Genomic DNA, 20,615 nt, shown 5'->3' with positions numbered 1-20,615 from the left:
AAAGGCCACCGAAGTGACCCTGATAGTTTGGTTGTTGCTAAAACGGCAGCACCGGTTTCCAGACACAGCCACAATTTGGTAGCTGGCCTGGCATGATGTACTCGCCATCAATCAGGCAGCCCTCAGAAAGCTTAAAGCGCCTTCTCTCTTTGCCAGCCTTAACGTGACTCTGCCGCGGTTTGTGCCCGCCCCCGCTATGCACCCACTCAGCTTCGACGATTCCTGCTGCCTGCTGTCTTGCTGCCGATAGCGCGCTGGTTGCCTTGCGAGTCTGGTCGCGGGCAATGAATTCAGCTCTGCGCCGTGTGATGCCGTGACGCTTACCGAAATTAGCCTCTATCTCATCAGCCAAGCCTTTACGATCGCCACCTCTCGCCACCGCCCGGTAAACCATTCCCTCAACCTCAGTAAAGTATTTCTCAGGGATAGAGCGAATCAGAGACACGTTTTCCGCAATGATGGCGTCAACCTTTTCGGTCATGGCTGGCGTCCACTGCATATTGATAGTGAGCGATTCTTTGCGGGCTGTCGCGAGCAATCCTCTGTTTACCGCTGACTCTGTTTTCTTAACCAGGTCATCAGATATCGGGAGTGCCTTGTTGATGAAGCGATCTACCCATTTACGCGATAGTGCATCGAGAGCACGTTTAACCAGCTGCACAGGGTTGGCGTCCATTGCCATTTGTGCGTCCTGAGCCAGAGGGTTATCACGGATGATATCGAGCACCTGACGCTTAACGTCGTCGTTCATCTCGCGTATCTCTGTGAGCAATTCCCGCTGATACCACTTGATGTTCCCGGCGTTATAGTTCACCGCTCGTAGGCTCTTCGTCTTCTTCCGGCTCATAGTCACCATCCAGAGTTTCGAAACCGGCGTTTTCAATGCCTTTCAGTGCTTCACGAGCCTCTTCCGAGCTTACCAGTTGGCTGTCTGCCGCCACTGCTACCGTTTCAACGCGCAGCTTGGCGATTTCAGCACGCTCTTTCTCGCTGATTTCATCAAGAGGCTTGAACTCGAAATAGATGTCGTCGTTGATAGCACCGAACTCAGATAACTGAATCAGCTTGAAGATGTTTTCCAGTGGTCGACGCATCTCGCCATCCTGATACCCGGACACTGTTTCATGCCACGTGGCAAGCTCAGAGTCGCCGGAAGCGTTCAGGCCAGCCGGGGCATTACCCAGCAATTTCAGGTTAGTGATACGGGCAGGCATGCATAGCTGGTCTTGGTAGTTCGATAACAAGTTTGACAGGTCGCTGAGCGAGGTCTGCATGTGCAGCAACTCCTCATTGTTGTCTAGCGCCCAAATTCCGAAGTTGTCCTGATATTTTGTAAATAGCTTAATGCGTTTATCGAACTGACCAGGCTCCTGCAACCGTGCATCCATATCAGTCTTTAACGCCCTCATGCGCAGCGTTCGGAGAATCTTAATCACGTTCTTCTTGGCGTCGCGCCAGTCGGTAACGTAATCCTCCATCAGTTGCGTGAGCGACAGGCCGCCGAAGTTATACGATGGCTTGAGGATGTCTGGAACTGGTCGGCTGACGATATCCATGAAGCGGGATTCGTGTACCGTATCACCCATTACAAACCATGCTTGCGGTTTGTAGAATCCTGCCTGTAGAGGCCAGCGTGTGTTATATAGCGCTGGATATACCCATGTTGGGTCGACAACGCGCAGGCCTTTCAGCGAGTCCTTTGTAATCTTCCGTGGATCAAGAAACAGCGGCTTACTCAGCTCATCCCCGATCGCGCCAACGTCGATGAAGATGTGCGCCACGCCAAACATCGAGTCCTGTCGCACGGCTTCGTGCATCAGGCGCTTAACGTCGTACTTCTCCAGCGCCCTTTCCATCTCATCGATTGCCGGGTCGTGGTCGCCTTCCTTTCGGCTCTTAACCTCAATCCAGTTGCGGGTCATCTCGTCAGCGAACACGTTATGCATGTTCGAGTATTCGACCTGCTGAGACATCGCAGCCAGCGCAGGATAACCACGGAACCCGGAATACTCAGTTCCGGCATACATGGCGTTGATCGCCTCGTAAGGCGTCGCATCCATTGCGAATGTAGCTTTCTCTTTGTCTTTCGGGATGACACCTGGCAGCGGCTCGTAGGTCTTAAACTCAGCCATTGGCGCAGCGTCATTAGCAACCGCCGCAGAGTCCAGGTGCATCTGAGTAATCTTTGCTGGCTCCCGGCGAGTTGCCTGCGCGGCTTTACGTCTTGTCATTGAAGTATCTCGTCTGGGATATGGAACAGAATGCCAGCCTTCGCCTTCATCTCAGTGATGGCGTCCATCATTGGATCAAGCTGGTCATCGTGGGTATTGAATTCAGGGTTAATGGCTTCCATCTCGACGAGGAAGTCGTTTATGAATGGCTTGTCAGCAGGTAATTTGATGTAACCGGACTCAATGAAGCCCTGCGTGTCCATCAGGCGCGTGTATTTGTCCTTATCGCGCTGTATAGCTCTTACCGGGCATAGCGCATCTTTTCTGATGCTCTGAATCAGTCCAGTACCAGACGCCTTATCTTCAATCGCCATGTGCCGTAGCGGGCCGTTCTTAAGTGATTTGCAGGATGCCCAGAACGCGATGGCACGGCGCTTAAGCTCGTCGGCTTCCCACTTACCGCGAATCATATCGATAAGGTACATGTAGCCGTCAACACCCAGCCCCCAATGCTCGAATACGGAGAAGTCGTTAACCTCTTTCGTTTTCTGCGCGGTATCGCCGTAGACAGCCCGCCATTTCATTACCGGAAGCTCTTTGTACTCGCCAAACCATTCGGACTTGATCAGGCCGCCACCTTTCGCGGTTGGCCTCTGCTGATACAGGGCATTCCACACCAGCGACCCGCGCTGCTTTGCTTTATCGACAAAGCTTTGCGGCATACGCTCGGGGAACAGGATTTCGCCAGGCTTGCGCAGGAAGTATTTCTTCCCGTTCAGCTCGTGAATTTCTTCTTTCTCAGCCTCCATAGGAAAGCTGACAACGCGCCACTGCTCGCCGCCCTCTTCCGCCTTTTTCAGCAACTGGCCAGCCAAATCGCTCTGATGCCAGCGGGTCAGAATGATGATGATGCCGTTAAGCTTTGGATCGGCGCGGGTGAAAAACGTCGTGTCGTACCAGTCAATCACCGCTTCCTGGTAAGTGGGCGATGACGCTGTTTTGTAATCCTTCGCAGGGTCATCAATGATGCCGATGTTCATCCCCTGCCCGGTGATACCGCCGTTAACGCCAGCGGCACGATAAGAACCGCCGTGAATATCACCTTTTGCGCTGACCACTTCCCATAATTCGGCAGTGCGTATGGCGCCACCAGCTCCAGTGCGGCTTGATGGGAGAAGCGTGTCAGGAAAAACTTCGGCGTATTTCTTTGATCCTACGATGCGCTGCGCATCTCGTGACATGCGGTTGGCAAGGTCAGAGGAATACGAACACGCAATGACGTTCCAGTCCGGATGATTACCCAATATCTTTGCAGGAAAGCGCCTGGATGCCAGCTCGCTCTTTCCTGAGCGTGGCGGCGCAAATATCATCAACCGGGGCATATTCCCGGCCTCTACCTCTTTCTGGAAATTGTCAAGTTCAGCGCACAGCAGTTCGTTAAACCAGCCTGTCTCGTACAGGGGGTTCGTGTAGAGGGTAAAGTCCAGCAGGTTTTCCTGCGCGTCCTGAATCGCCCGTTTGCGGTACGCCTCAAGAATTGTCGAGTTTTTCCTCAAGCTGGTTTTTGCGACGGCCATAACCCAGCTCCCGTAACGCCTCGTCTAATTGTTCGTTGGTCATATCTTTATGCTCAATGGGGCCGCCATCTTTACCGGTGCTCTCCACCTTCAATTTATTTGTGTAAGCGTCACCCACCTCTTTTGCTGCCTGTTCCAGCAATTGAGCTGTCATGCCGATATTTTTCATTCCCTCAGCAGTCGTGGCCATGCGTTGCAATACGCGCAGGCGATAAGCCTTATTGGCGATCGGGATATCGGAAATTTCATTCTGAAAACGCTCGCGCGTGGCATAGAACAAATCCACCCATTTTTTAGCCAGGCCTTTTCCGCTGACTTTCGTTGGGTCATGAGATTCGACTTGCTGAGGGGTTACTTTGATCCCGTAGTCTTTCTGGATAGCATCGACAACAATTGACAGCGTGTCATAGCACGCAAGCATTTGAACGATGGCGGCTTTTATTTCTGGTTTTAATGCAGCCATAAATCACCATCCTTCCAAAGCATTCCAGATTTAAGCCAGTCTTAACATGCATGTCCCGCACGCTCTGGCAACATCGATATGTGCAACCTCCGCAGGTTGATTTGCTGCATCCACCAGTTCCTGTACATCGCGACTCGCACCGTACCGACGAACCACACCAACGAACTCTTCAACATCGTGACCGCGCAGCGTGAGCACAGGCATCCCGGTCTCTTTGTTGAACTTCGGCGCGCCGTAGCCATCGGTAGCCTGGGCGATGTGGTAAAGCTCATGCTCTATCAGTGCACAGAATTCCAGATCGTTGCATTGCTCGCAGTAATCAGCGGCCAGGGTGATGATGTATTTCGGTATGCGACCGAACCATTCATGCATCTGCTGTTCCATGCGGGATTTCTGCCAGCCACCGGCGCGCATAGCCACTTCTTCGCACTGCCCCAGCACTGTGCGGCCTTTTTTGGCAAAAATAGATGATGCCCACATGAAAGCTATGTCAGCATCAGCCAGCGCATTTGTGAGGTGTTCATGATCAGGGTTATAGAGTCGCCCTTCTCCGGAAAGAATGTGGCGATTAACCCATTCACCGATTTCAGTAGCTGGAATAATTCGCGTATAAGGCAACCAGTTTTCGCCGGTAAAGTTGACGGGCGGATATGGTCTACGTTCTTCTTTTCCCATATCTCAATCCTGTTTGATTTACATGCTTTTGACATTATCGAAGCCCCTCGTTGAAGGGCTCCTGTAATGCCTTACCCAACCACCGGGCCGGATGTGCTCGTTGCTGTGGAATCTGGAGCAGCATCCGCTTCTGCCTGGAGTTGTTTAAGCCGTACCTGCACCAGAGCTTCCACTTTATCGGCTTCGGCCTTTGCCGCTGCTGCGGCCTCCTGCATTTTCGCCTCGGCGTGAGCTTTGAACCAGTCGCGGATTTTTACCCAGCCACCAGCGATGAGCAGGAACGCACTGGTAGCGGCGGAAAAGTACAGCAATAGTGTTTCGAATAACGTCATTTCGTTTTCCCTTGCCTGATTTGTTCAGCCTGCCTGATGGCGGCCAGTTGGTTGTTTGCTTTCTCTATCGAAGCCAGCAGAGGTTCTATCCAGAGAACAGCCTGGCAGTACGTCAGTTGGCTGGAGGGAGTGGAGGCACTACCGGCTTTGTCAGTTCCGGCGGTAGCGGTGTGCATTGCCCCGGCACGTAGACTGTTCGTGTAGTTGAGCAGCCCGTCAGCAACGTAAGCAGGCACAGGGTAATCACACGTTTTTTCACGGCGGAGTATCTCGCGGTATTCGATAACGGTTGTTTCTGCTCTGGCGTCCACGGCGGCATTAGCATCTGCGGTACCGGATGCCAGCGCGCTGAATGCCTGACTTTCTGTTGCCTGCTGTTGAATGACTTTTGCCTGTAGCAGGACATTGGCATCAGCGGTATCAGCGCGGCTACTGTTACTCGCATAGCGGGAACCAAAGAACAGGCCAAGCCCGGCCACCAGCAGAATCAGGCAAACGATGACGCTGGCGCGCGCTTCGGCGCTCACTGGTCTATCCCCCAGCACGCAAGCGCACTTTCCTGGTCCCGGCGTTCAATCTGCCCATAGCAGTTGTTGGAACGTACCCGGCAATCTTTGCCGCCGTCTTTAATCCACCAGCGGATTGCCTCACACGCACCTTTACGGTCTCCAGCATTGATGCGCTGGTAGAACGTTGATGGGAAGCATTTGCCAGGGCCGATGTTATACGGGCAAAACGAGGCAATCCCGGCCTTTTGCGGTTCGGTCAGCTTCACATGGATGTTTTTATCGACCCACGCCAGAGCCGCATCACGCTCTTTGGCGTTGACCGTATCGCATTTGGCCTGCGTCAGCTTCATACCCTGATGTACTGGCTTACCGTCCACCAGCGTGGCACCACGGCAAATTGTCCAGATCCCGGAACCATCACGGTAAGCCGTCAGGCTGTTACCCTCTTTCTCATTCAGGAACTGATCCAGAATGGTGGGGGCAGAAGCACCAGCAAGAACAAGCCCCAACACAGCGGCGCTGAGTTTTGTTTTTGAGGCCATGGTTAATCGTCCTGCGGTGGCGATACGAGTTTCCCGGCAGAAAGCGCTTTCTCGTAGGCTTTCGTCCAGCGGCGTTTGAAATACAGATTGGTGAAGTATGTGGCGGCACCAATGATGATCCCGCTTATCAGCGCAATAAAATTCCAGTCCAGACCGTGAAACCAGTCATAGGCCCGCGCAAGGCCTGTACAAATCAGGCCGCCTGACGTGCAGTACGTGGCCGCCGAGAAGATTTTATCAGGCATGGTTTTGATCATCTCGTCACCTCCGATTAGTCGGGGTGCTGTGGCAGTAAAATTAACCGTAATTAGCGTAGCTACCGTGGAGCTTTGCTCTCATTGAATCAAGCCAGGAAGTTAACTCGGATAAATTTTTAGAGTACCTCCCCCAACGGCGCCCATTTTTCTGTATGTAAGCGCGATAACCACCCGATTTATGTATGCAAATTCCTTTTGGTAATAACGGGTTGCCATTTGTCTGTTTTTTTCTATTCCATGAGTTTTGACTAAGCGTGGCAAGCCTAAGATTTTCTATAAGATTATTGTTTTTATTTCCGTCGATATGATCAACACAAAAACCATCAGGAATTTTCCCATGGTTTAGTTCCCATACAAGGCGATGAAGTTGAATTTTATTTGTTAAAATAGATATGACTAAATACCCAGAATGATGCTTTTTAACTGACGGGTATTCTCCCATCTTTTTCCTGCCAATATCTTTGTTACATTTCAGAAATGACGGGGATTGAGGGTCATAAGAAAAATATTCGCTATATAAAATTTCCACGCGTTTACCTTCTTTGAAATGAACCTTTGTCGCATAGGAAATCAACCCGTCGAGGCTCGCCAGCGCTAACTGACTTCCTCAAAGGCTCATTTCAAAGGCATGGGTTCGACGATTAATACTGCGCATGCGAAGCGCGAAAAAAAGCCCGCTGCATGGCGGGCAATATGGGTCGAGCAAAACCGGCGATTAGGCCGAAGGTACCCGCTGGTTGGGTTTGGTTCGCCCGGCTGGATTCGAACCAGCGATCATCCAATTATTAGTTGGGTGCTTTACCGCTTAGCTACAGGCAAATAAAAAGCCCCGCTGGATGCGAGGCATTATGTTCTTTGCCACTTCCCGGAGTGGCCACGCTCATGCCCTTGAGTTGCTGTCGCCCTTTGGCCGCTTATAACCGGTACGCTTTGGCATTGCGCTGCTTTACCGGCATACCCTTTTCTTTATTAACCCTCACCAGCGGTATGTCGCAGTTCGGACCTGCGTCTGGCTCCCTTAAGAGACTCGGGGCCACATCATGACTGTGGCTTATAAGTGCGGTCTATCCGTTTTACTGGCACATAATTCAGCCCTCCAGAAACGAAAAAGCCCCGCGATATTTTCGCAGGGCCGCCATGTAATTCTATCGTCTTTGCCGCCATCTACAATTCAGGCAGCATATCAAAGTAGACTCAAATATGGCTTATTTAGTTCGGTTTTGCAAGACTTGCATGTAAATTTGTTGTCTTTTGTTGTGAACGTGATCGGCAAATTGAAATCAGAGACTGCTTATCCAGTGCGAAAAATATGCGAGCCATAGCCAGCCAGTGCGGTTTATATGTCTCTGTCCATGTCGAATCAGCGACACCTACAAGCGCGGCAAGGTCAGCAAACTGATAACTCTCACGCCGGGACAGTTGCTCTTTGACGTCCTGCGCCGCCAGCCAGATAAGCGCCTTGAGCTTTTCTTTCGTCTTCCCTGCGATGCGCCGGCCTTTAATCATCTCGCTGAATAGCTGCCAGCCATGCTGAACGATCACGGTCTGCAGACTGAAATCTGTTTCATGGAGATAGTTCCATTTCACCCAGGCGCTTTCGGCGTCTTCCAGCTTCGCGATAGCACGGCGCCAGCTTGCGGTTGAAAACTCAACCGGGATGACCTGCGGAATAGAGGTTCCTTTCGCGTGCGACTGCTTGCCCGGTACCGGAGGGTTGCGCAGCATGATTTTCTTCCCCGTCACCTCGTCAACGATGAACTGGCGTTTGCGCGGGTACCGTTCGTGGGTGAACTGGAGTTGCTCCACCAGCGCGACTAATTGCCCTTTCGTGCGACCGCTAAAGTCAGCAGTGGCCAGCGCGATTTCTTCCCGGACGTATTGCAGATATTGTTCGTTCATGCGGCGGCCTCTGATGGTTGTTTTTGTGTGGTCTTAACCGGCTTGCTGTGGCGCTTTACTGCGGGCAGTTTTGCCCGCGCTACGCTTTCGGCCTGGTACTGGATATATTCGGGTTTCACGCAGCCTCCTGATGACGTGCGCGGCGCTTTTCAAGTTGGCGAGCCCGGCTGGTGAAGATGGATTTAATGCGCTGAAAGTACGGAATATCGAACTTGCGGGCGGTGTTGTTATTGTTCAGAACCTCAACGCGGTCAGCTCCAATGCGCTCAATCAGTCCCAGCTCGAAGGCTTTCTGCGCTCCTGCCCGGTCACGGTTGCAATAGACGCACTGTGCCGCCGTATTGTGTAGATTGAACGCCAGGTGCGCAGCGGCCCCACGGGTGCGGTAATGACCACAATCCATCGTCCCGCCAAGTTTCTGCTCAGGCATTCGCCCGCAACTGATACACGGCTTGCCAGCGTCACGCAGGCGGACGTAACGGTTAAAGGCTTCCTGGGCTTCTGTTCTCCACTGCGATTTAGTCTTTAAAGCAATGCGGCGTTCGCGCAGGCGCTGACGATCGGCTTTATCGGCTTCTTTCTTTTCCTTGAGTTTGCGGGCGGTAGCTTTGGCTTTTTCTTTCTCGCGTAACCGGATGGCGTAGGCCGCGCCGTGCTCCGGGCAGCACCAGCGGATATTGTCGAAAGCCGGGTGAAACCAGTCCCCGCAGACTTTGCATTTTCGCCGTGGGCGCTTTTTCTGATTATTCACCATACTCACCCCGCATAGCTCATCAGTTGCGCTGCGGCGTTCTCAGCGTCATTAGCGGAACGAAATTTACGACGGAGAATGTAATTCCACAGGACGTTCAGCACTGACTGATAAACGCCGTTAAACTGCGCGTCATCCATGCTGGCGAACGATATTGATTTGGCGATTTTCCGGCGGGAGCCGTCCGGCATTGTGTACTCGTCATAAAATCCGGCCTGAATGGTGGCCCACTCGCGGAAAGATTCGAAGTGTTTGACTAGGACGACATCGCGCGAACGCACCAAGCCGACAGTATTCAGATACATGTCAGCGGCATTATGGAGGGCTTCGCGTTGTGACTGGCTTGCTGACAGGAAATCAATATAGCCAGCAATAAGCGCACGCTCGGAATCTTCAACCAGACCGCCGGTAGGGGTCCAGTAGTGATAGCCAAGCGTCAGGAGCTTGAAGAACTTTTTGTGAAATGCGTAGTTTCGTGGTTTACGGAATTCACCAGAGATCAACTGGCCTACTGGCAATAGCTGTAGAAATTCACTGGTTCCGGGTTCAGCCGGAATCAGAACGTTTTGATAGCTTTTTTCGAAGTGCAACGTGAGCGCCATAATGTCCCCATCAGGCGCAGATAGTCGTCAGTTCTCAGGCTGACACTGGTATTATGGACAGGTGTGTTCGGAAAATCAAACCCATGATTTATTTACGGTACATCCATAAAGCAATCACGGCACAGACCGCGATGAGAATCAATCCATTCATTTTCTATTAGCCTCAGCCATTTCCGTGTAACGCGGATCGCTGGCGCGCGGAAGTGTCAGACTCTTTTCCCGGTAGAAGCGCACGCGCTCCATGAAATACTCACGCAGATGCTCGGGCTGTTCGCGAGCGACTTGCTCGGCGATGACCGGCTGATTCAGCCGCTCTTTGTACGCCACGCCAGCCGCCGCCAGGTCGACATTGACCTTGTCCATGTCTTCCTGCGGTTTTGCTGCCAAATTCCAGTCACTCATAAATACCCCCTCGATGCTTTGAGGGGGAGTATACATCACTGGACTGGCGGTGCGGGAAGTGGTTGCCAGTGGGAAACGTCGATATACTCTTCGCGTCCTTCTTCGTTTAAATTCCAATAAAAGTGTCCATCTCCTTTGTGGCTTGCAACTAATTTGTCTTTATTCAGCGTCTCGAATACCAGGACGTCTTCGTGCTTATTTGGCATCCGCTCGCTTACCGGAATCCAGCCATCAGGTGCTTTCGGCGCTGCGGATATCGCCGCTTTTAGTGCGCCCCGCATAGATAATGGGTGTCGATACATCGCTTCAACCATTAAATCGGTCGGCTCAACCGGGACCAGCACATACCCATCATGCACCGTTACAGGTTGCCCTGAATTACCGGACTGGAGGGCGGCGCGCTTTTTCCAGACTATCCATGCAACCTGCATATCCCACGTCATATACTCGCCATCGCCATTTTTAACGCGTCGACGGTCGACACTGTTACCAAAATAATCATCCATGAACTTTTCAAATGCTGTCCGCTCATCCGGCAACAACGTTTCGTCTTTCATGATTTACTCCCGTTGAGCATGGCGGCGCAGTCCTTTACCGCTTGGCATAATTTATCCCTGTGATGGGTAGCGGCTGTCCCCTTATTCCAGTCAACGCCCATTGCTATCCCTTGAGCATGGGCTAATAAGCGTTCGAAACACTCCGGCACCGCAGGGACTGGTGCTGGGTGGGAAAACACTTCGTCACCGTCTTCCGGTTCGTTAGCCATTTGGACAACATACGTCGGATTTTCATAGCCACGCAGTTGCTGAATGACATGCCCTACCGGCTCTTGCTCATGCGCCGCCAGTACGAAGCGGGCCAACGCCTCAGCTTCTTCGGCTGGCAACATTACGTTGTGACCAGCGCCATACGTTTCACGCCACGATGCGATTTTCTCCAGGCGCTCTCTGCTCGGTAATTGTGCTGTCATACGGCCTCCTGGCGATTAACTATTACGCCGTCATAAATTTCGTTAAGATGCCCACGCAATTCCATGCGTCGCAGCGCCGAAAGCATGTAATCGCATTCGACCTGTTTGTTGCCTGCAAATGGTTTGTGCTCTGGACTAGACCAACTGCAATTACATACTGGCCATCCGTGAACCTTACGCACTTTCCCATTGACTACATGCAACAGTCCCCATCCCGGAGGAAGGTCTTCTACAGTAACCACGCCTGGCTCGCTGATAAAAAATCTCCAGTCCCCCATACCAAGCTCTGGCTGCTGACGAAAACGCTTCTTCCTGTCAGCAAGGAGATCTGATCGTGAACATTTAGCCTCGATAAGACATGATGCAAAATTCCTGAAACCCATTGCGTCTGGCTGTTCACCCGTACTGGTAACGGCTATAAAACGGTCATGAAAGCAGACTTTGAAGCCATTGCGTTTAAGGAATTGATAGGCAATCTGGCAAAGTTCATCGTGATTTAGTGCCATCTTTCACTCCCCCACGACTAAAGTGATGCCAACGGCGGTGCAGGCTTCTTGTATTTCGAAAATTGAATACACAGGGTAGCGCTCAGAGCCATCACAGCAGCGGTCTTTCACGCTATGAGATACAGCCACATCATCCCAATAATCATCGGGCGGATAACCTGCCTGAATCCAGATGAGATGAGCATGAGGCTTCGGCAACTTAACGGTGAGCGTGCGGGCCTCCAGTTCGGTTATGCGTTCCAGAAGCTTGTTAACAACACCAACATGGTGCTCTTCTCTTTCCATGAGAGATCCTCCGCAATGTTTTTTCTCCAGTTCAGCAATCAGCGCCTTATCAGCGTCACGATCTGCCAGCAGGGAGAGGATAGAATCAGACGTACATAATTCCGCCAGTCGCGCGTAATTCTCGTTTTCTGCTGAATACTCAGGAAAACAAATATCGCGAAGAACGGTAAACACAATGCCGCCTTTATTTCTCAGGCACATTTTCCCGTGATACACGACAAGCGATAATGGCTCTTGCTTACCGCACGACTCAGCAGCCGCTCTGAGTGCCTGAATCTGTTCGTGGGTTATGCTCATGACTGCGCTCCTTTGCTCTCGACACGATAGCAGTGATTTTTCCAGCGGTTCTGTGCGGCGCTGCGTTTAGTGGCAATAGTATTTATTTGCTTGAAATAACTACCATAAATACAAATAGCGACACGCCTATTGGATATACGAACGCGACTTTCAAAGTCTGCAAACAGAAACTTAGCTTTGCGGTTACGCATGGCTGGCTCCTTTGCTCTCGCGAAGCTGGCGGGCTAATTGCTCTGCGCAATGCAGCAGCGCATCAGTTGCTTCACGAACCGAAACTTTGTCATTGTCGTCGAGGCATGCTGACTGCTTATGCAGTACAAACGCTTTACACAGGTCGTTAAAGGCTTCCGCTCTCAGTGAGTCTTCCCCAGCAACCAACGCGTCGCGCTGCTCAGTCACTGCTACCAGCTCGCGCAGGCAGGCAAGCTCAAACTCACTGCTCAGGCTCAGACCACCAACAACTATGCCTGCACTTTCCAGATCAGCTATGCGCTGCTTTACGCTTTCCATCGTTACCTGTTTCATGCTCTTGCTCCTAAACCGAAAATTTTGTTGATGCGATAGCCGGCATAATTACGGCGGCGCTAGTCAAAAATGGCGTTAGCATCTGTGTCATCGGATAATCCCCCGAGCCTTACCTCGCAAATACTCTTCCCATAACCACTGAGCGGGAGTTAACGCACCGAGCGTTGCGGCGTTTGGCATGCAACCAAAACTTTTACCTTCGGGGTGGTATCCTTCGGCGCGGCTCGCATGATTGACCGGAATCACTTCATCGGTGTGCTCAATTGCGATTACTGGCTCTGGAATTTTTTCTCCACCAGCGACTTTTAACGCCCATTCATCCAGTTTTTTTGAAGCGTATTTCTCCGTTTCAACTTCACTAAGCTGGCGTTGGTACATTGCACGTCGGGCATCGGTGACAATCCAGTACATGACAGGATGAGACCATGGGAAATGCTCAGCTCCGCCGGTATGAAGCCCCTTTTCGCGGTTGTAACGATGAAATTCATTCATCACATCCACAAGGGTAAGCCCCAGGACTGTGCGGCTGTCTTTGCACCACTTGATGAACTGACCCGGTGACGGCCAGAATGGTGACTCACTGGATCTCGCGTTACGCACACCCGCCGAAAGCTGCTCACGGGTACGAATCCCGTTTTCAGAAAAGGCGGCAATCCATTGGCGCTTCGCTGTTTTTTCTTCGGCGTCGGTGCGCAAATTGGTCTGAGTTGAGGCCGGGAAAATCTGTTTCAACTGCCGAAAAAGTGCGTCAACCAGTCTTTCAGCTTCAATGTTGATGAGCTTCTGTGGATCTTTTCCACCTGTAGCCATTCTGGCCATCGCATCGCCATCACGATTGTTTACCGCGGTCATAAGCTGAGCGGTCATATGAAATCCTCCCATCCTTCGCGGCTGTTCCAGTGCGGAGTGTCAGGCTCATCTCTGCGTCGCATGGAAAGAGGATTCACTCTGGCGTTTCTGAGCCATACCCGGAATGCTGAATTCCAGTCGATCAGCTTTGTACCGCGAGACTGGTGATAATCACGGAAGTTCAGTAGCTCGGTTTCGATATTCACGCCTTTCTCAGAGGCAATGGCAATGTGATCAGCAGATGGCTTAAAAGCCTGCGGGAAAGGAATCTCCCCATTAGGTGAAATTCCGATTCGCCGCTTTGCAGCCTCGCTGATAAAAGCCCCTCGCGCATAGAGAGAGTCTGGTTCAGTGACTGGTTCAAAAGAGTGACTGGTTCTGGTGCCATCTGGTGGCATAGGGGGTGTGCCATCTGATGGCATAGGGGGTGCTACCTCGTGGCATACCCCTGTGCTTTTTAGTGGCATAGGGGTGGCTTCAAGGTTCAGGTAATAAACGTTTGAAGTGTTACCTTTCCCGTTATTAACCCCTATGCGATTCTCGCGCTTTATCAGCCCCATTTCTTCAAGTGCATCAATGTGGTTACGAACTGCTGACTTGCTGCATTCACATTGATCGGCAATGTGCTGATATGAAGGCCAGCATTCCCCCTTGTCATTGGCGTTATCAGCCAATTTGATCAGGACAAGCTTACGCAGTGAGTTTCCCACTTTGACCCCCATTGCTTTCGCCATAAGTGACATGCTCACGCGATACCTCCCCTTTGTTTACTCTTACTGATTTACCAGGCATACTTACCTCGTAATTACCGCTGTAATTGCAACCGAAGGCCGGTACTGTTCGCGCAGTCCGGTCTTCACCCTTTCTGATTCCTGCATTAGTCCCACCCCAGCGGGCCAGGCCTGCAACGTTCTGCGCGCAAACCGATATCAGCCAGCGTCTCGACCGATTTCAGATAGTCGCGTGAGACAACCACCGCTTCCGGCGGTACGACCTGCAACTCCAGCGCTGAAATCTCCTTGGCCATTTCGGTGAAATGGTTGTCAGCCTTACGTTTGCTGATAGCTGACTCACTGACACCGATGCGCTCGGCGTAATTCTTTTGCCCTATCGAGGCCAGTCGGTTGAGCAAAGTGCTTTCGATTTCAAGCGGGTTGAGAATCGGCGGTTCTAACTTGCGTGATATTGAGTGCTCCATTCGTGATACTTCCTCTTGGTGTTGGGCCGCCGGTCAGGCGGCGTGGTCTGGATGCGGAAACAGGTCAGGAAGGTCAGGTCGAATCTCATGGGCCTGAACTTCCCCGCCAGTTGCGTTAACGATGGCAGTTACTTTTTCAGGAGAAACAGATCCGCCATTCAGCCACTTATGAACCGCTGGCTGACTGACGCCGCAAATCTCCGCCAGTCGCTTTTGACTGCCAACGATTTTTAAGGCTCGCTGGATAACTTTATTCATGGATTTTACCTGTCCGGTGATTGGATAGAATGAAAGATAACTCAAGTTATGGGGAATGTCCATAACCTTTGTTATTTTACTATTGATAACCTCGGTTATAGATTTACGACATGAAAACTTTCGCAGAACGACTTAATGCAGCCATGAATATGGCCTCCCTTTCACAGGCTCAATTAGCTGAACGGGTTGGCATATCACAGCCAGCAGTGCAAAAAATGGCGTCAGGAAAAACTACCGGCAGTAGGAAGATGGTAGAGATCGCGCGCGCGTTGAATGTTCGACCTGAATGGTTGAGTGCTGGAATTGGCGCAATGAAAGTTAGTGACGATGCCCTGCCGCCGGAAAACGAATGGGGCACCGTAGACGCGTGGGACAAAAACACGCCGCTACCAGCTGATGAGGTGGAAGTGCCGTTCTTGAAGGATATTGAATTTGCCTGTGGTAGTGGGCGCGTGCAGGAAGAAGATCATAACGGTTTTAAGTTGAGGTTTTCAAAGGCGACACTGCGCCGGGTGGGAGCTAATACGGATGGTACTGGCGTTCTGTGCTTCCCGGCAGTAGGAAACAGCATGGAACCGTTAATACCTGATGGCGCCACTGTGGCGATTAACTGCAACGATAAACGCATCGTGGATGGCAAAGTCTATGCCGTTAACCAGGATGGCTGGAAGCGGTTAAAAATGCTCTACCGCGTTGGTCCAGACAAAGTAAGCCTGCGCAGCTACAACAGCCAGGAGCATCCTGATGAAGAACACCCCTTGTCAGAGATTGAGATTATCGGGCGCATGTTCTGGTCTTCAATGCTATGGTGATGCCGCAGACGTACAGGAAGCATGGTTGATTAATATTTCAAATGGGAATGGCTATGGATGCTCCTTATCAACTAGAATTTACAGAAAACATACACTATTCAATAGGTAATAACCCAAGCATTAAAGAGATTATCGAATCCTTGCAGGGCTGGGAAGCGATAATAAAACAGTCAAAAGGTGTGCTTGCTGAATTAACAGGAAGTGATATCCTGGACATAGAAGTTAGGGTGCAAAAATTAGAAGTAGGCAGCCTAACTGAAAAAATAATTATCAAGTTAGGTTTTGGCAACGAAGAGAATTTTGATAAATTCCTCGAAAATGCGCATGAAAAATACATCGGAGAAGGAAAGATGCGTAGCGCCTTGGTTTGGACGGTTGTTGCTGGCGTACTCGCTATGGGTATGTTTTATGCCGTCAAAAACATGGCGCCAAATAACACCTCTCACTTCGAGTCTAATAATAATGTAATCATTAACATAGGTGCTGGTGAAACCAATATATCCCCAGAAAGAATCCAGTCCGTTTTAAATAGCACGCTTGTTGACAAAAAAATCGCGGCTAAAGGCGCGGTAAAAATCATGTCACCAACCAGAAATGACGAAAATGCAACATTATTAGTTGGTAGTGACAATACCGCAGTAACAATTCCGGCAGACCTTATCGCAAAAACCCCAACAGAAGTAACATTTGAGCCAGATACCTACACGCGCGACCATTATGATGTTGATTTGGAGATAAGAGCCCTTGATCTGGATAATCCAGCAAAAGGATGGGCGGCGGTAATTCCCGGCTTGGTGGATAGAAGAGTGAAGCTGGTCTTGGCTCCAAACATAAAACCTGATGATTTGTCACACAAGTTTGCTTTTCGTGCTGACGTTACAATTACATACAAGCTTACATCGTCAAAAGGCGACGCCTACAAGCCTACCGAAATATTCTTAAGTAAAATGATAAATGAATAACTAACCCGGCCACCGCGCCGGGTTTTTTATGCCTCTACTCCTCCAGCAGCTTCACTGCAAGCTCCATCACCTGGATCTGGTCTAAATCCCACTTATCTAGTCCCTTCGCTATCTCAGTTCTTAGCACATCGGCAATTGCCACTCTCTTTGTCTCATGCCCCTCTGCAACCATAGCAAACACAACATCACCAACGATACGACACATCTCCTGATACCGTTCTTGCGCTGCCGCTTCGTAATCCATAGCCACCCAACTGATGTTTTTTTGAGCATAACACCACGCATTTACAAAATAAATTACTTTTACTATCAAGTAATTATAACTTAATTATTATTATTTATAATTTAGGTTATTGCATAGCATCATAACTAAGGTTATCTTTAACTCATCCAAACAACAGCGATGAGGAAGACCATGAGCAACGAAGAAAGAATCCTGAATGTGGCAGCCAAGACTGCTGCGTTTATTCGTGGCGAGCTAAAGAAATCCGGCCTTTCGGATTATGAGTTTGTTGATGTGGCTGAATGCTTGCTGGCGGCCGGGAATGCAGGCCGCCGTGGACTGATTGCTGAGAGTCAAAAGAGGGCTTAGAAGGGCGGAAGAGGAGCTGGAGACGGCTTATATACCACTTTCGCGAAGACACCATATACGTGTCCGCAATTAAGGCAAAAAGCAGTTTCAAACCATGGGTCACCCAATTTGTTCTGTTGTTGGCTTGGTATGCAGTGAATGTGCTCGTTACCGACAATTTTGCACTCCGGGCAGCGTGGTTGGTTAAGTGGTTCTGACATGAGTATTTCCTTGCTGGTTGTGTAGGAACTCCAGCATACCACCGAGCCTGATGTGGTTAAAAGACAGGCGGTTAGCCTCTTCCGAGAGGCGTTACCAAAGCTGATTTGCGAGTCAGTTTTGGTATCCAAACAGCGGGCTTCGCGGTGGTGAATTGCAGTCCACCGAGACAACCAGAAGACAAGCGTCTGGCGCCGCCAGCGAGGCCCACCAATTAGATTTTGGTAATGCGAAAGCGCAGATGGTTTTAACTCCGCCAGCCGGGCGACAACGGCAGAGGATGAGATGGAAATTACTCATGAAGGCAAACGCTACAAAGTAACGCCGATGGCTAATCAGTCGTTCTGGCGTCTCACTCGAGTTGATTCACCGCGTGAAGGTTTCACGGTCAATCGTGACTGGCTGGTTAACCACGGTTACTGGCCATTATCCGAAGAAGTTCAGCGACAGCATGCATCGGAGGTCTGAAATGGTTAATCAACACTACGGCACGATGCATATCATTCGCCAGTGTGTGGCACCCGGCATGCTGGCCATGCATCAGGGGCGCACCTGGAATGTTTCGGCAGTTCGTGGTCGCAATGTCTATCTGCGCACCCTGCGCGAAACGACTCGCATCAGTGATTGCCTGGTAGAGGTTCTGCTTAACGGGAAAGGGGATCCGATGATTCAGGGGAAACACAACTCGCACATCAAATGCGCATATTGCGGAAAACCGCTGACGAATGACGCTGCTATCAAAGCAACCATCGTCTACGTCCACGGCGCCCAACTGGCGCGCAAAGAAAACGACTATTGCTCAAAGCAATGCGCCGAGCATGACCAGATGGCGCACGAATCGTAAAACCCGCCGAAGCGGGCTGTACGTCCGGTGACACCGACCAAAGCACACCGGAATTTTTAACACCAATAAACCGCAGGCGGCTTATTCAGCGCCGGGGATTTTATCACCCAAAAATGAGGTCTGTATGGAATTTTTCACCTTACTCAAAGCCAGCCAGAAGTCAGGGAAGCCTAACGGCGTTTTCTGGTTCTCCGCTAAAACCGAAGCACGCGCCAAACTGCAGGTGCAGGTCATTATTGAAGACGCTGGCATTGAAACTGGTCGTGGCTGCGATTACCAGTTGCCGATATTTACCAATTTTCCTGTTTTCGATGATTTGCCGGAAGAAGAAGTTATCGATTTTACCTGGTGTGATCGCTACGGACTGGATGAAGACGGACGCACCTGGCAGAAACTCGTCGTTAGCGCTCCAGTGAAAGCCGATCCGGAAGTGAAACAGGAAACAACCACCAGCACCAACGGACAGATTTCTCCAAAAGTCGAAGAAGCTATGCAATGGCCGGTCGCGCAGATGCCTATGCGTTCTCTGCTGCTTTCTCAGTTCATCAGTGAAGAATTCACCCACCATGCAACCGCGGAACAGCGCAAACAGATCTCCGCGCTGGCTATGGACACGGATAACAGCTACGTCCAGAACATGCTGCTGGCTGCCGAAAATGCCGATGGGTTTAAAAGCCTTTCCACTCACGACGTCTGGAAATACACCCAGGCCGTCAAGACAGTCTTCGCACAGGATAAGCGTCACGAACTCGGCGCTGTGGTTACTTTCACCAAAGCATGGGTTTCCACTCCGCATATCGATCGTGGTCTGCTCGTTAAAGAGTGGGTCAGCGGCAAACGCATCGCCTCCATTCAGCGTACCGATACCGGCACGAACGCGGGTGGCGGCAATGCCACTGATCGCAGCACCGACTACGAGCACACACTGGACACGCTGGATATCGAAATTGCGGCCGCAACCCTGCCGATGGATTTTGATATCTACAACATCCCCGGAGGTATCTATCGCAGGGCAAAAGAAATCATTTCAGGCAAAGAAAGCCCGTGGAAAGAATGGTCGGCGGTGCTGCGCAAAACGCCTGGCATTCTCGATTATTCCCGCGCAGCGATTTTTGCCGTGATTCGCACTGCTGATAACAATCTGCACACCTCTTCCTCGCTATTGCAGGTATGGATATCAGCAAACCTTACTGAAACTGACCACGCCAAGCCTACCGCCGAAACACTCTCCGCTGCGCGCCAGTTAGACAGCGCTGCTGTGGTTGCAGGAGTGATTCAGGGTACTGAGCCCGTCGAAAGCCTGGATAAGCTCTCAACTGAATTTTCTGTTGTAGGGAAACTGGCAGCAGCGGCTAACACTGTTGACATAAAACCAGCACAACCGGAAGTCGCTAATCTCGGCGGCGGCATGTTCTCCATTGATGGCCTGACAGGCCAGCAATCCACCACCAGTACAACCAAAGAGGCTGCCGACAATGTGCAGATGGAAACGACTGTCACGGTCGAAAGCAAAACTGATAGCGAAGTATCAGCAGGCCAGAGCGTTGATGACACTGGTGCGCCAGCAGCTACCCTGACGGCCAAAGAGATTCTGGCTCCGGTCGGCGAAGTGCTGGCATCTGCGATGGCGAAATTCGATCAGGCCGAAGAGATTAAGGATGCCGTTGCCGAACCCGCACCAGAGTACCCGGCCTACTTCGAACCGGGGCGCTATGAAGGCCTGCCGAACAACGTCTACCACGGCGCGAACGGCATCAGCAGCACGCAGGTTAAAGATGCCCGGGTGAGTCTGATGTACTTCAATGCTCGTCACGTTGCCAAAACCATCGCCCGCGAACAGTCCAAAGTGCTGGATATGGGGAACCTGGTGCACGCACTGGCACTCCAGCCAGATAATCTGGAAGCTGAATTCAGCATCGAACCGGTTATCCCAGAGGGGGCATTCACCACCACGGCAACGCTACGGGCTTTTATCGACGAGTACAACGCAGCGCTGCCGCCGCAGCTCAGTGCTGACGATATCAAAACTCTGCTGGAAGACCACAACGCCACCCTGCCCGCTCAGATATCTTTAGGCGGTGACAAAGACGCAATTGGCATTGCGTATCTTGAGTTGCCAGATGAATTTAAACGCATTGT

General features: G+C 51.1%; 31 protein-coding genes, 1 tRNA gene and 2 pseudogenes. 7 read left to right on the top strand and 27 right to left on the bottom strand.

Features of this window, described 5'->3' with window-relative positions; all coding sequences use genetic code 11:
* Window positions 1-37: 37 nt before the first annotated feature.
* The 26 genes from ACS0RQ_RS06335 to ACS0RQ_RS06210 form a co-directional block, all read right to left on the bottom strand.
* Window positions 38-847, bottom strand: a complete 810-nt coding sequence (locus tag ACS0RQ_RS06335; RefSeq protein WP_334632507.1) for a phage head morphogenesis protein — start codon at window positions 845-847, stop codon at window positions 38-40.
* Window positions 804-2,231 (bottom strand): anti-CBASS protein Acb1 family protein, encoded by a 1,428-nt coding sequence (locus ACS0RQ_RS06330; protein ID WP_334632508.1) that lies wholly within the window; start codon window positions 2,229-2,231, stop codon window positions 804-806. Before ACS0RQ_RS06330 ends, ACS0RQ_RS06335 begins: the two co-directional genes overlap by 44 nt.
* The gene (gene terL, locus ACS0RQ_RS06325; RefSeq protein WP_334632510.1) at window positions 2,228-3,748 is read right to left on the bottom strand and encodes a phage terminase large subunit; all 1,521 of its coding nucleotides are present in this window, start codon (window positions 3,746-3,748) and stop codon (window positions 2,228-2,230) included. The genes ACS0RQ_RS06330 and terL overlap by 4 nt, the downstream gene beginning before the upstream one ends.
* Window positions 3,702-4,211: a DUF2280 domain-containing protein gene (locus tag ACS0RQ_RS06320; protein WP_334632513.1), complete on the bottom strand. Its 510-nt coding sequence runs from the start codon at window positions 4,209-4,211 to the stop codon at window positions 3,702-3,704. Before ACS0RQ_RS06320 ends, terL begins: the two co-directional genes overlap by 47 nt.
* A gap of 30 nt (window positions 4,212-4,241) precedes the next feature.
* Window positions 4,242-4,886: a putative metallopeptidase gene (locus ACS0RQ_RS06315; RefSeq protein ID WP_334632515.1), complete on the bottom strand. Its 645-nt coding sequence runs from the start codon at window positions 4,884-4,886 to the stop codon at window positions 4,242-4,244.
* A gap of 71 nt (window positions 4,887-4,957) precedes the next feature.
* Entirely contained in the window at window positions 4,958-5,218 is a 261-nt protein-coding gene (locus ACS0RQ_RS06310) for a DUF1378 family protein (protein WP_334632517.1), read from the bottom strand.
* Window positions 5,215-5,745 (bottom strand): hypothetical protein, encoded by a 531-nt coding sequence (locus ACS0RQ_RS06305; RefSeq protein WP_334632519.1) that lies wholly within the window; start codon window positions 5,743-5,745, stop codon window positions 5,215-5,217. Before ACS0RQ_RS06305 ends, ACS0RQ_RS06310 begins: the two co-directional genes overlap by 4 nt.
* The gene (locus ACS0RQ_RS06300) at window positions 5,742-6,269 is read right to left on the bottom strand and encodes a lysozyme (protein ID WP_334632521.1); all 528 of its coding nucleotides are present in this window, start codon (window positions 6,267-6,269) and stop codon (window positions 5,742-5,744) included. The genes ACS0RQ_RS06305 and ACS0RQ_RS06300 overlap by 4 nt, the downstream gene beginning before the upstream one ends.
* A gap of 2 nt (window positions 6,270-6,271) precedes the next feature.
* Complete coding sequence (locus ACS0RQ_RS06295; RefSeq protein WP_317077090.1) at window positions 6,272-6,514, bottom strand: phage holin; 243 nt, start codon at window positions 6,512-6,514, stop codon at window positions 6,272-6,274.
* A 52-nt stretch (window positions 6,515-6,566) separates the two neighbouring features.
* Window positions 6,567-7,055 (bottom strand): HNH endonuclease, encoded by a 489-nt coding sequence (locus tag ACS0RQ_RS06290; RefSeq protein WP_334632523.1) that lies wholly within the window; start codon window positions 7,053-7,055, stop codon window positions 6,567-6,569.
* Window positions 7,056-7,270: 215 nt separating this feature from the next.
* A tRNA-Ile gene (locus ACS0RQ_RS06285) sits at window positions 7,271-7,345 on the bottom strand.
* A gap of 390 nt (window positions 7,346-7,735) precedes the next feature.
* Window positions 7,736-8,425 (bottom strand): bacteriophage antitermination protein Q, encoded by a 690-nt coding sequence (locus ACS0RQ_RS06280; RefSeq protein WP_334632525.1) that lies wholly within the window; start codon window positions 8,423-8,425, stop codon window positions 7,736-7,738.
* Window positions 8,422-8,544: a PPVAKH motif-containing phage-derived small protein gene (locus tag ACS0RQ_RS06275; RefSeq protein WP_334632527.1), complete on the bottom strand. Its 123-nt coding sequence runs from the start codon at window positions 8,542-8,544 to the stop codon at window positions 8,422-8,424. The genes ACS0RQ_RS06280 and ACS0RQ_RS06275 overlap by 4 nt, the downstream gene beginning before the upstream one ends.
* Window positions 8,541-9,179: a recombination protein NinG gene (locus tag ACS0RQ_RS06270; RefSeq protein WP_334632529.1), complete on the bottom strand. Its 639-nt coding sequence runs from the start codon at window positions 9,177-9,179 to the stop codon at window positions 8,541-8,543. The genes ACS0RQ_RS06275 and ACS0RQ_RS06270 overlap by 4 nt, the downstream gene beginning before the upstream one ends.
* A 2-nt stretch (window positions 9,180-9,181) precedes the next feature.
* Window positions 9,182-9,778 carry a DUF1367 family protein gene (locus tag ACS0RQ_RS06265; protein ID WP_334632531.1) on the bottom strand — a complete coding sequence of 199 codons (597 nt, stop codon included), beginning with the start codon at window positions 9,776-9,778 and terminating at the stop codon, window positions 9,182-9,184.
* 147 nt (window positions 9,779-9,925) lie between these two features.
* Window positions 9,926-10,180, bottom strand: a complete 255-nt coding sequence (locus tag ACS0RQ_RS06260) for a DNA polymerase III subunit theta (RefSeq protein WP_334632533.1) — start codon at window positions 10,178-10,180, stop codon at window positions 9,926-9,928.
* Between the two features lie 35 nt (window positions 10,181-10,215).
* Complete coding sequence (locus ACS0RQ_RS06255) at window positions 10,216-10,737, bottom strand: DUF551 domain-containing protein (RefSeq protein WP_334632535.1); 522 nt, start codon at window positions 10,735-10,737, stop codon at window positions 10,216-10,218.
* A complete protein-coding gene (locus ACS0RQ_RS06250; RefSeq protein WP_334632537.1) occupies window positions 10,734-11,150 on the bottom strand; it encodes a hypothetical protein in 417 nt (138 codons plus the stop codon). The genes ACS0RQ_RS06255 and ACS0RQ_RS06250 overlap by 4 nt, the downstream gene beginning before the upstream one ends.
* A complete protein-coding gene (locus ACS0RQ_RS06245; protein ID WP_334632539.1) occupies window positions 11,147-11,656 on the bottom strand; it encodes a hypothetical protein in 510 nt (169 codons plus the stop codon). The genes ACS0RQ_RS06250 and ACS0RQ_RS06245 overlap by 4 nt, the downstream gene beginning before the upstream one ends.
* A gap of 3 nt (window positions 11,657-11,659) precedes the next feature.
* Window positions 11,660-12,238 (bottom strand): hypothetical protein, encoded by a 579-nt coding sequence (locus ACS0RQ_RS06240; RefSeq protein ID WP_334632542.1) that lies wholly within the window; start codon window positions 12,236-12,238, stop codon window positions 11,660-11,662.
* Window positions 12,235-12,429, bottom strand: a complete 195-nt coding sequence (locus ACS0RQ_RS06235; protein ID WP_334632543.1) for a hypothetical protein — start codon at window positions 12,427-12,429, stop codon at window positions 12,235-12,237. The genes ACS0RQ_RS06240 and ACS0RQ_RS06235 overlap by 4 nt, the downstream gene beginning before the upstream one ends.
* A complete protein-coding gene (locus ACS0RQ_RS06230; RefSeq protein WP_334632545.1) occupies window positions 12,422-12,763 on the bottom strand; it encodes a hypothetical protein in 342 nt (113 codons plus the stop codon). The genes ACS0RQ_RS06235 and ACS0RQ_RS06230 overlap by 8 nt, the downstream gene beginning before the upstream one ends.
* 87 nt (window positions 12,764-12,850) lie before the next feature.
* Window positions 12,851-13,630 carry a replication protein P gene (locus ACS0RQ_RS06225; protein WP_334632547.1) on the bottom strand — a complete coding sequence of 260 codons (780 nt, stop codon included), beginning with the start codon at window positions 13,628-13,630 and terminating at the stop codon, window positions 12,851-12,853.
* Window positions 13,627-14,355 carry a helix-turn-helix domain-containing protein gene (locus ACS0RQ_RS06220; RefSeq protein WP_334632597.1) on the bottom strand — a complete coding sequence of 243 codons (729 nt, stop codon included), beginning with the start codon at window positions 14,353-14,355 and terminating at the stop codon, window positions 13,627-13,629. The genes ACS0RQ_RS06225 and ACS0RQ_RS06220 overlap by 4 nt, the downstream gene beginning before the upstream one ends.
* Before the next feature lie 134 nt (window positions 14,356-14,489).
* Window positions 14,490-14,810: a CII family transcriptional regulator gene (locus ACS0RQ_RS06215; protein ID WP_334632549.1), complete on the bottom strand. Its 321-nt coding sequence runs from the start codon at window positions 14,808-14,810 to the stop codon at window positions 14,490-14,492.
* 33 nt (window positions 14,811-14,843) lie between these two features.
* Entirely contained in the window at window positions 14,844-15,068 is a 225-nt protein-coding gene (locus tag ACS0RQ_RS06210) for a transcriptional regulator (protein WP_165159171.1), read from the bottom strand.
* Between the two features lie 110 nt (window positions 15,069-15,178).
* Between ACS0RQ_RS06210 and ACS0RQ_RS06205 the strand changes: the two genes are divergently transcribed.
* Together ACS0RQ_RS06205 and ACS0RQ_RS06200 are read left to right on the top strand one after the other, a co-directional pair.
* Window positions 15,179-15,880 (top strand): XRE family transcriptional regulator, encoded by a 702-nt coding sequence (locus tag ACS0RQ_RS06205; protein ID WP_334632551.1) that lies wholly within the window; start codon window positions 15,179-15,181, stop codon window positions 15,878-15,880.
* A gap of 53 nt (window positions 15,881-15,933) precedes the next feature.
* On the top strand, window positions 15,934-16,842 hold the full coding sequence (locus ACS0RQ_RS06200) for a hypothetical protein (RefSeq protein WP_334632553.1): 909 nt from the start codon (window positions 15,934-15,936) through the stop codon (window positions 16,840-16,842).
* Window positions 16,843-16,876: 34 nt separating this feature from the next.
* Here the strand turns inward: ACS0RQ_RS06200 and fumD are convergent, their stop codons facing one another.
* On the bottom strand, window positions 16,877-17,086 hold the full coding sequence (fumD, locus tag ACS0RQ_RS06195; RefSeq protein WP_334632555.1) for a fumarate hydratase FumD: 210 nt from the start codon (window positions 17,084-17,086) through the stop codon (window positions 16,877-16,879).
* 171 nt (window positions 17,087-17,257) lie between these two features.
* On the opposite strand from fumD, the gene ACS0RQ_RS06190 reads away from it, so the two are divergent.
* The 5 genes and pseudogenes from ACS0RQ_RS06190 to ACS0RQ_RS06170 form a co-directional block, all read left to right on the top strand.
* The gene (locus ACS0RQ_RS06190; protein ID WP_334632557.1) at window positions 17,258-17,434 is read left to right on the top strand and encodes a hypothetical protein; all 177 of its coding nucleotides are present in this window, start codon (window positions 17,258-17,260) and stop codon (window positions 17,432-17,434) included.
* Between the two features lie 483 nt (window positions 17,435-17,917).
* Entirely contained in the window at window positions 17,918-18,100 is a 183-nt protein-coding gene (locus ACS0RQ_RS06185; RefSeq protein WP_334632559.1) for a hypothetical protein, read from the top strand.
* Window positions 18,084-18,215 (top strand): annotated as a pseudogene (locus ACS0RQ_RS06180) (hypothetical protein); the annotation flags it as partial. The gene ACS0RQ_RS06185 and the pseudogene ACS0RQ_RS06180, both read left to right, overlap by 17 nt.
* An 81-nt stretch (window positions 18,216-18,296) precedes the next feature.
* Window positions 18,297-18,476, top strand: coding sequence for a YdaE family protein (locus ACS0RQ_RS06175; protein WP_250353155.1), 180 nt, complete (start codon window positions 18,297-18,299; stop codon window positions 18,474-18,476).
* 124 nt (window positions 18,477-18,600) lie between these two features.
* Window positions 18,601-19,653: pseudogene (locus ACS0RQ_RS06170) on the top strand (RecE family exodeoxyribonuclease); the annotation flags it as partial.
* Window positions 19,654-20,615: the final 962 nt, after the last annotated feature.

This window comes from Phytobacter diazotrophicus (assembly GCF_052061655.1).
In the GTDB taxonomy this organism is placed as follows: domain Bacteria; phylum Pseudomonadota; class Gammaproteobacteria; order Enterobacterales; family Enterobacteriaceae; genus Phytobacter; species Phytobacter diazotrophicus.
Note: the sequence above shows the minus strand (reverse complement) of the source record. Positions and strands in the feature narration are given on the sequence as shown.

Coding starts and splice junctions, on each gene's coding strand:
- ACS0RQ_RS06335 (WP_334632507.1), bottom strand. CDS start 847: ATGAGCCGGAAGAAGACGAAGAGCCTACGAGCGGTGAACTATAACGCC.
- ACS0RQ_RS06330 (WP_334632508.1), bottom strand. CDS start 2,231: ATGACAAGACGTAAAGCCGCGCAGGCAACTCGCCGGGAGCCAGCAAAG.
- terL (WP_334632510.1), bottom strand. CDS start 3,748: ATGGCCGTCGCAAAAACCAGCTTGAGGAAAAACTCGACAATTCTTGAG.
- ACS0RQ_RS06320 (WP_334632513.1), bottom strand. CDS start 4,211: ATGGCTGCATTAAAACCAGAAATAAAAGCCGCCATCGTTCAAATGCTT.
- ACS0RQ_RS06315 (WP_334632515.1), bottom strand. CDS start 4,886: ATGGGAAAAGAAGAACGTAGACCATATCCGCCCGTCAACTTTACCGGC.
- ACS0RQ_RS06310 (WP_334632517.1), bottom strand. CDS start 5,218: ATGACGTTATTCGAAACACTATTGCTGTACTTTTCCGCCGCTACCAGT.
- ACS0RQ_RS06300 (WP_334632521.1), bottom strand. CDS start 6,269: ATGGCCTCAAAAACAAAACTCAGCGCCGCTGTGTTGGGGCTTGTTCTT.
- ACS0RQ_RS06295 (WP_317077090.1), bottom strand. CDS start 6,514: ATGCCTGATAAAATCTTCTCGGCGGCCACGTACTGCACGTCAGGCGGC.
- ACS0RQ_RS06280 (WP_334632525.1), bottom strand. CDS start 8,425: ATGAACGAACAATATCTGCAATACGTCCGGGAAGAAATCGCGCTGGCC.
- ACS0RQ_RS06270 (WP_334632529.1), bottom strand. CDS start 9,179: ATGGTGAATAATCAGAAAAAGCGCCCACGGCGAAAATGCAAAGTCTGC.
- ACS0RQ_RS06265 (WP_334632531.1), bottom strand. CDS start 9,778: ATGGCGCTCACGTTGCACTTCGAAAAAAGCTATCAAAACGTTCTGATT.
- ACS0RQ_RS06260 (WP_334632533.1), bottom strand. CDS start 10,180: ATGAGTGACTGGAATTTGGCAGCAAAACCGCAGGAAGACATGGACAAG.
- ACS0RQ_RS06255 (WP_334632535.1), bottom strand. CDS start 10,737: ATGAAAGACGAAACGTTGTTGCCGGATGAGCGGACAGCATTTGAAAAG.
- ACS0RQ_RS06250 (WP_334632537.1), bottom strand. CDS start 11,150: ATGACAGCACAATTACCGAGCAGAGAGCGCCTGGAGAAAATCGCATCG.
- ACS0RQ_RS06245 (WP_334632539.1), bottom strand. CDS start 11,656: ATGGCACTAAATCACGATGAACTTTGCCAGATTGCCTATCAATTCCTT.
- ACS0RQ_RS06240 (WP_334632542.1), bottom strand. CDS start 12,238: ATGAGCATAACCCACGAACAGATTCAGGCACTCAGAGCGGCTGCTGAG.
- ACS0RQ_RS06235 (WP_334632543.1), bottom strand. CDS start 12,429: ATGCGTAACCGCAAAGCTAAGTTTCTGTTTGCAGACTTTGAAAGTCGC.
- ACS0RQ_RS06230 (WP_334632545.1), bottom strand. CDS start 12,763: ATGAAACAGGTAACGATGGAAAGCGTAAAGCAGCGCATAGCTGATCTG.
- ACS0RQ_RS06225 (WP_334632547.1), bottom strand. CDS start 13,630: ATGACCGCTCAGCTTATGACCGCGGTAAACAATCGTGATGGCGATGCG.
- ACS0RQ_RS06220 (WP_334632597.1), bottom strand. CDS start 14,355: ATGTCACTTATGGCGAAAGCAATGGGGGTCAAAGTGGGAAACTCACTG.
- ACS0RQ_RS06215 (WP_334632549.1), bottom strand. CDS start 14,810: ATGGAGCACTCAATATCACGCAAGTTAGAACCGCCGATTCTCAACCCG.
- ACS0RQ_RS06210 (WP_165159171.1), bottom strand. CDS start 15,068: ATGAATAAAGTTATCCAGCGAGCCTTAAAAATCGTTGGCAGTCAAAAG.
- ACS0RQ_RS06205 (WP_334632551.1), top strand. CDS start 15,179: ATGAAAACTTTCGCAGAACGACTTAATGCAGCCATGAATATGGCCTCC.
- ACS0RQ_RS06200 (WP_334632553.1), top strand. CDS start 15,934: ATGGATGCTCCTTATCAACTAGAATTTACAGAAAACATACACTATTCA.
- fumD (WP_334632555.1), bottom strand. CDS start 17,086: ATGGATTACGAAGCGGCAGCGCAAGAACGGTATCAGGAGATGTGTCGT.
- ACS0RQ_RS06190 (WP_334632557.1), top strand. CDS start 17,258: ATGAGCAACGAAGAAAGAATCCTGAATGTGGCAGCCAAGACTGCTGCG.
- ACS0RQ_RS06185 (WP_334632559.1), top strand. CDS start 17,918: ATGGAAATTACTCATGAAGGCAAACGCTACAAAGTAACGCCGATGGCT.
- ACS0RQ_RS06175 (WP_250353155.1), top strand. CDS start 18,297: ATGATTCAGGGGAAACACAACTCGCACATCAAATGCGCATATTGCGGA.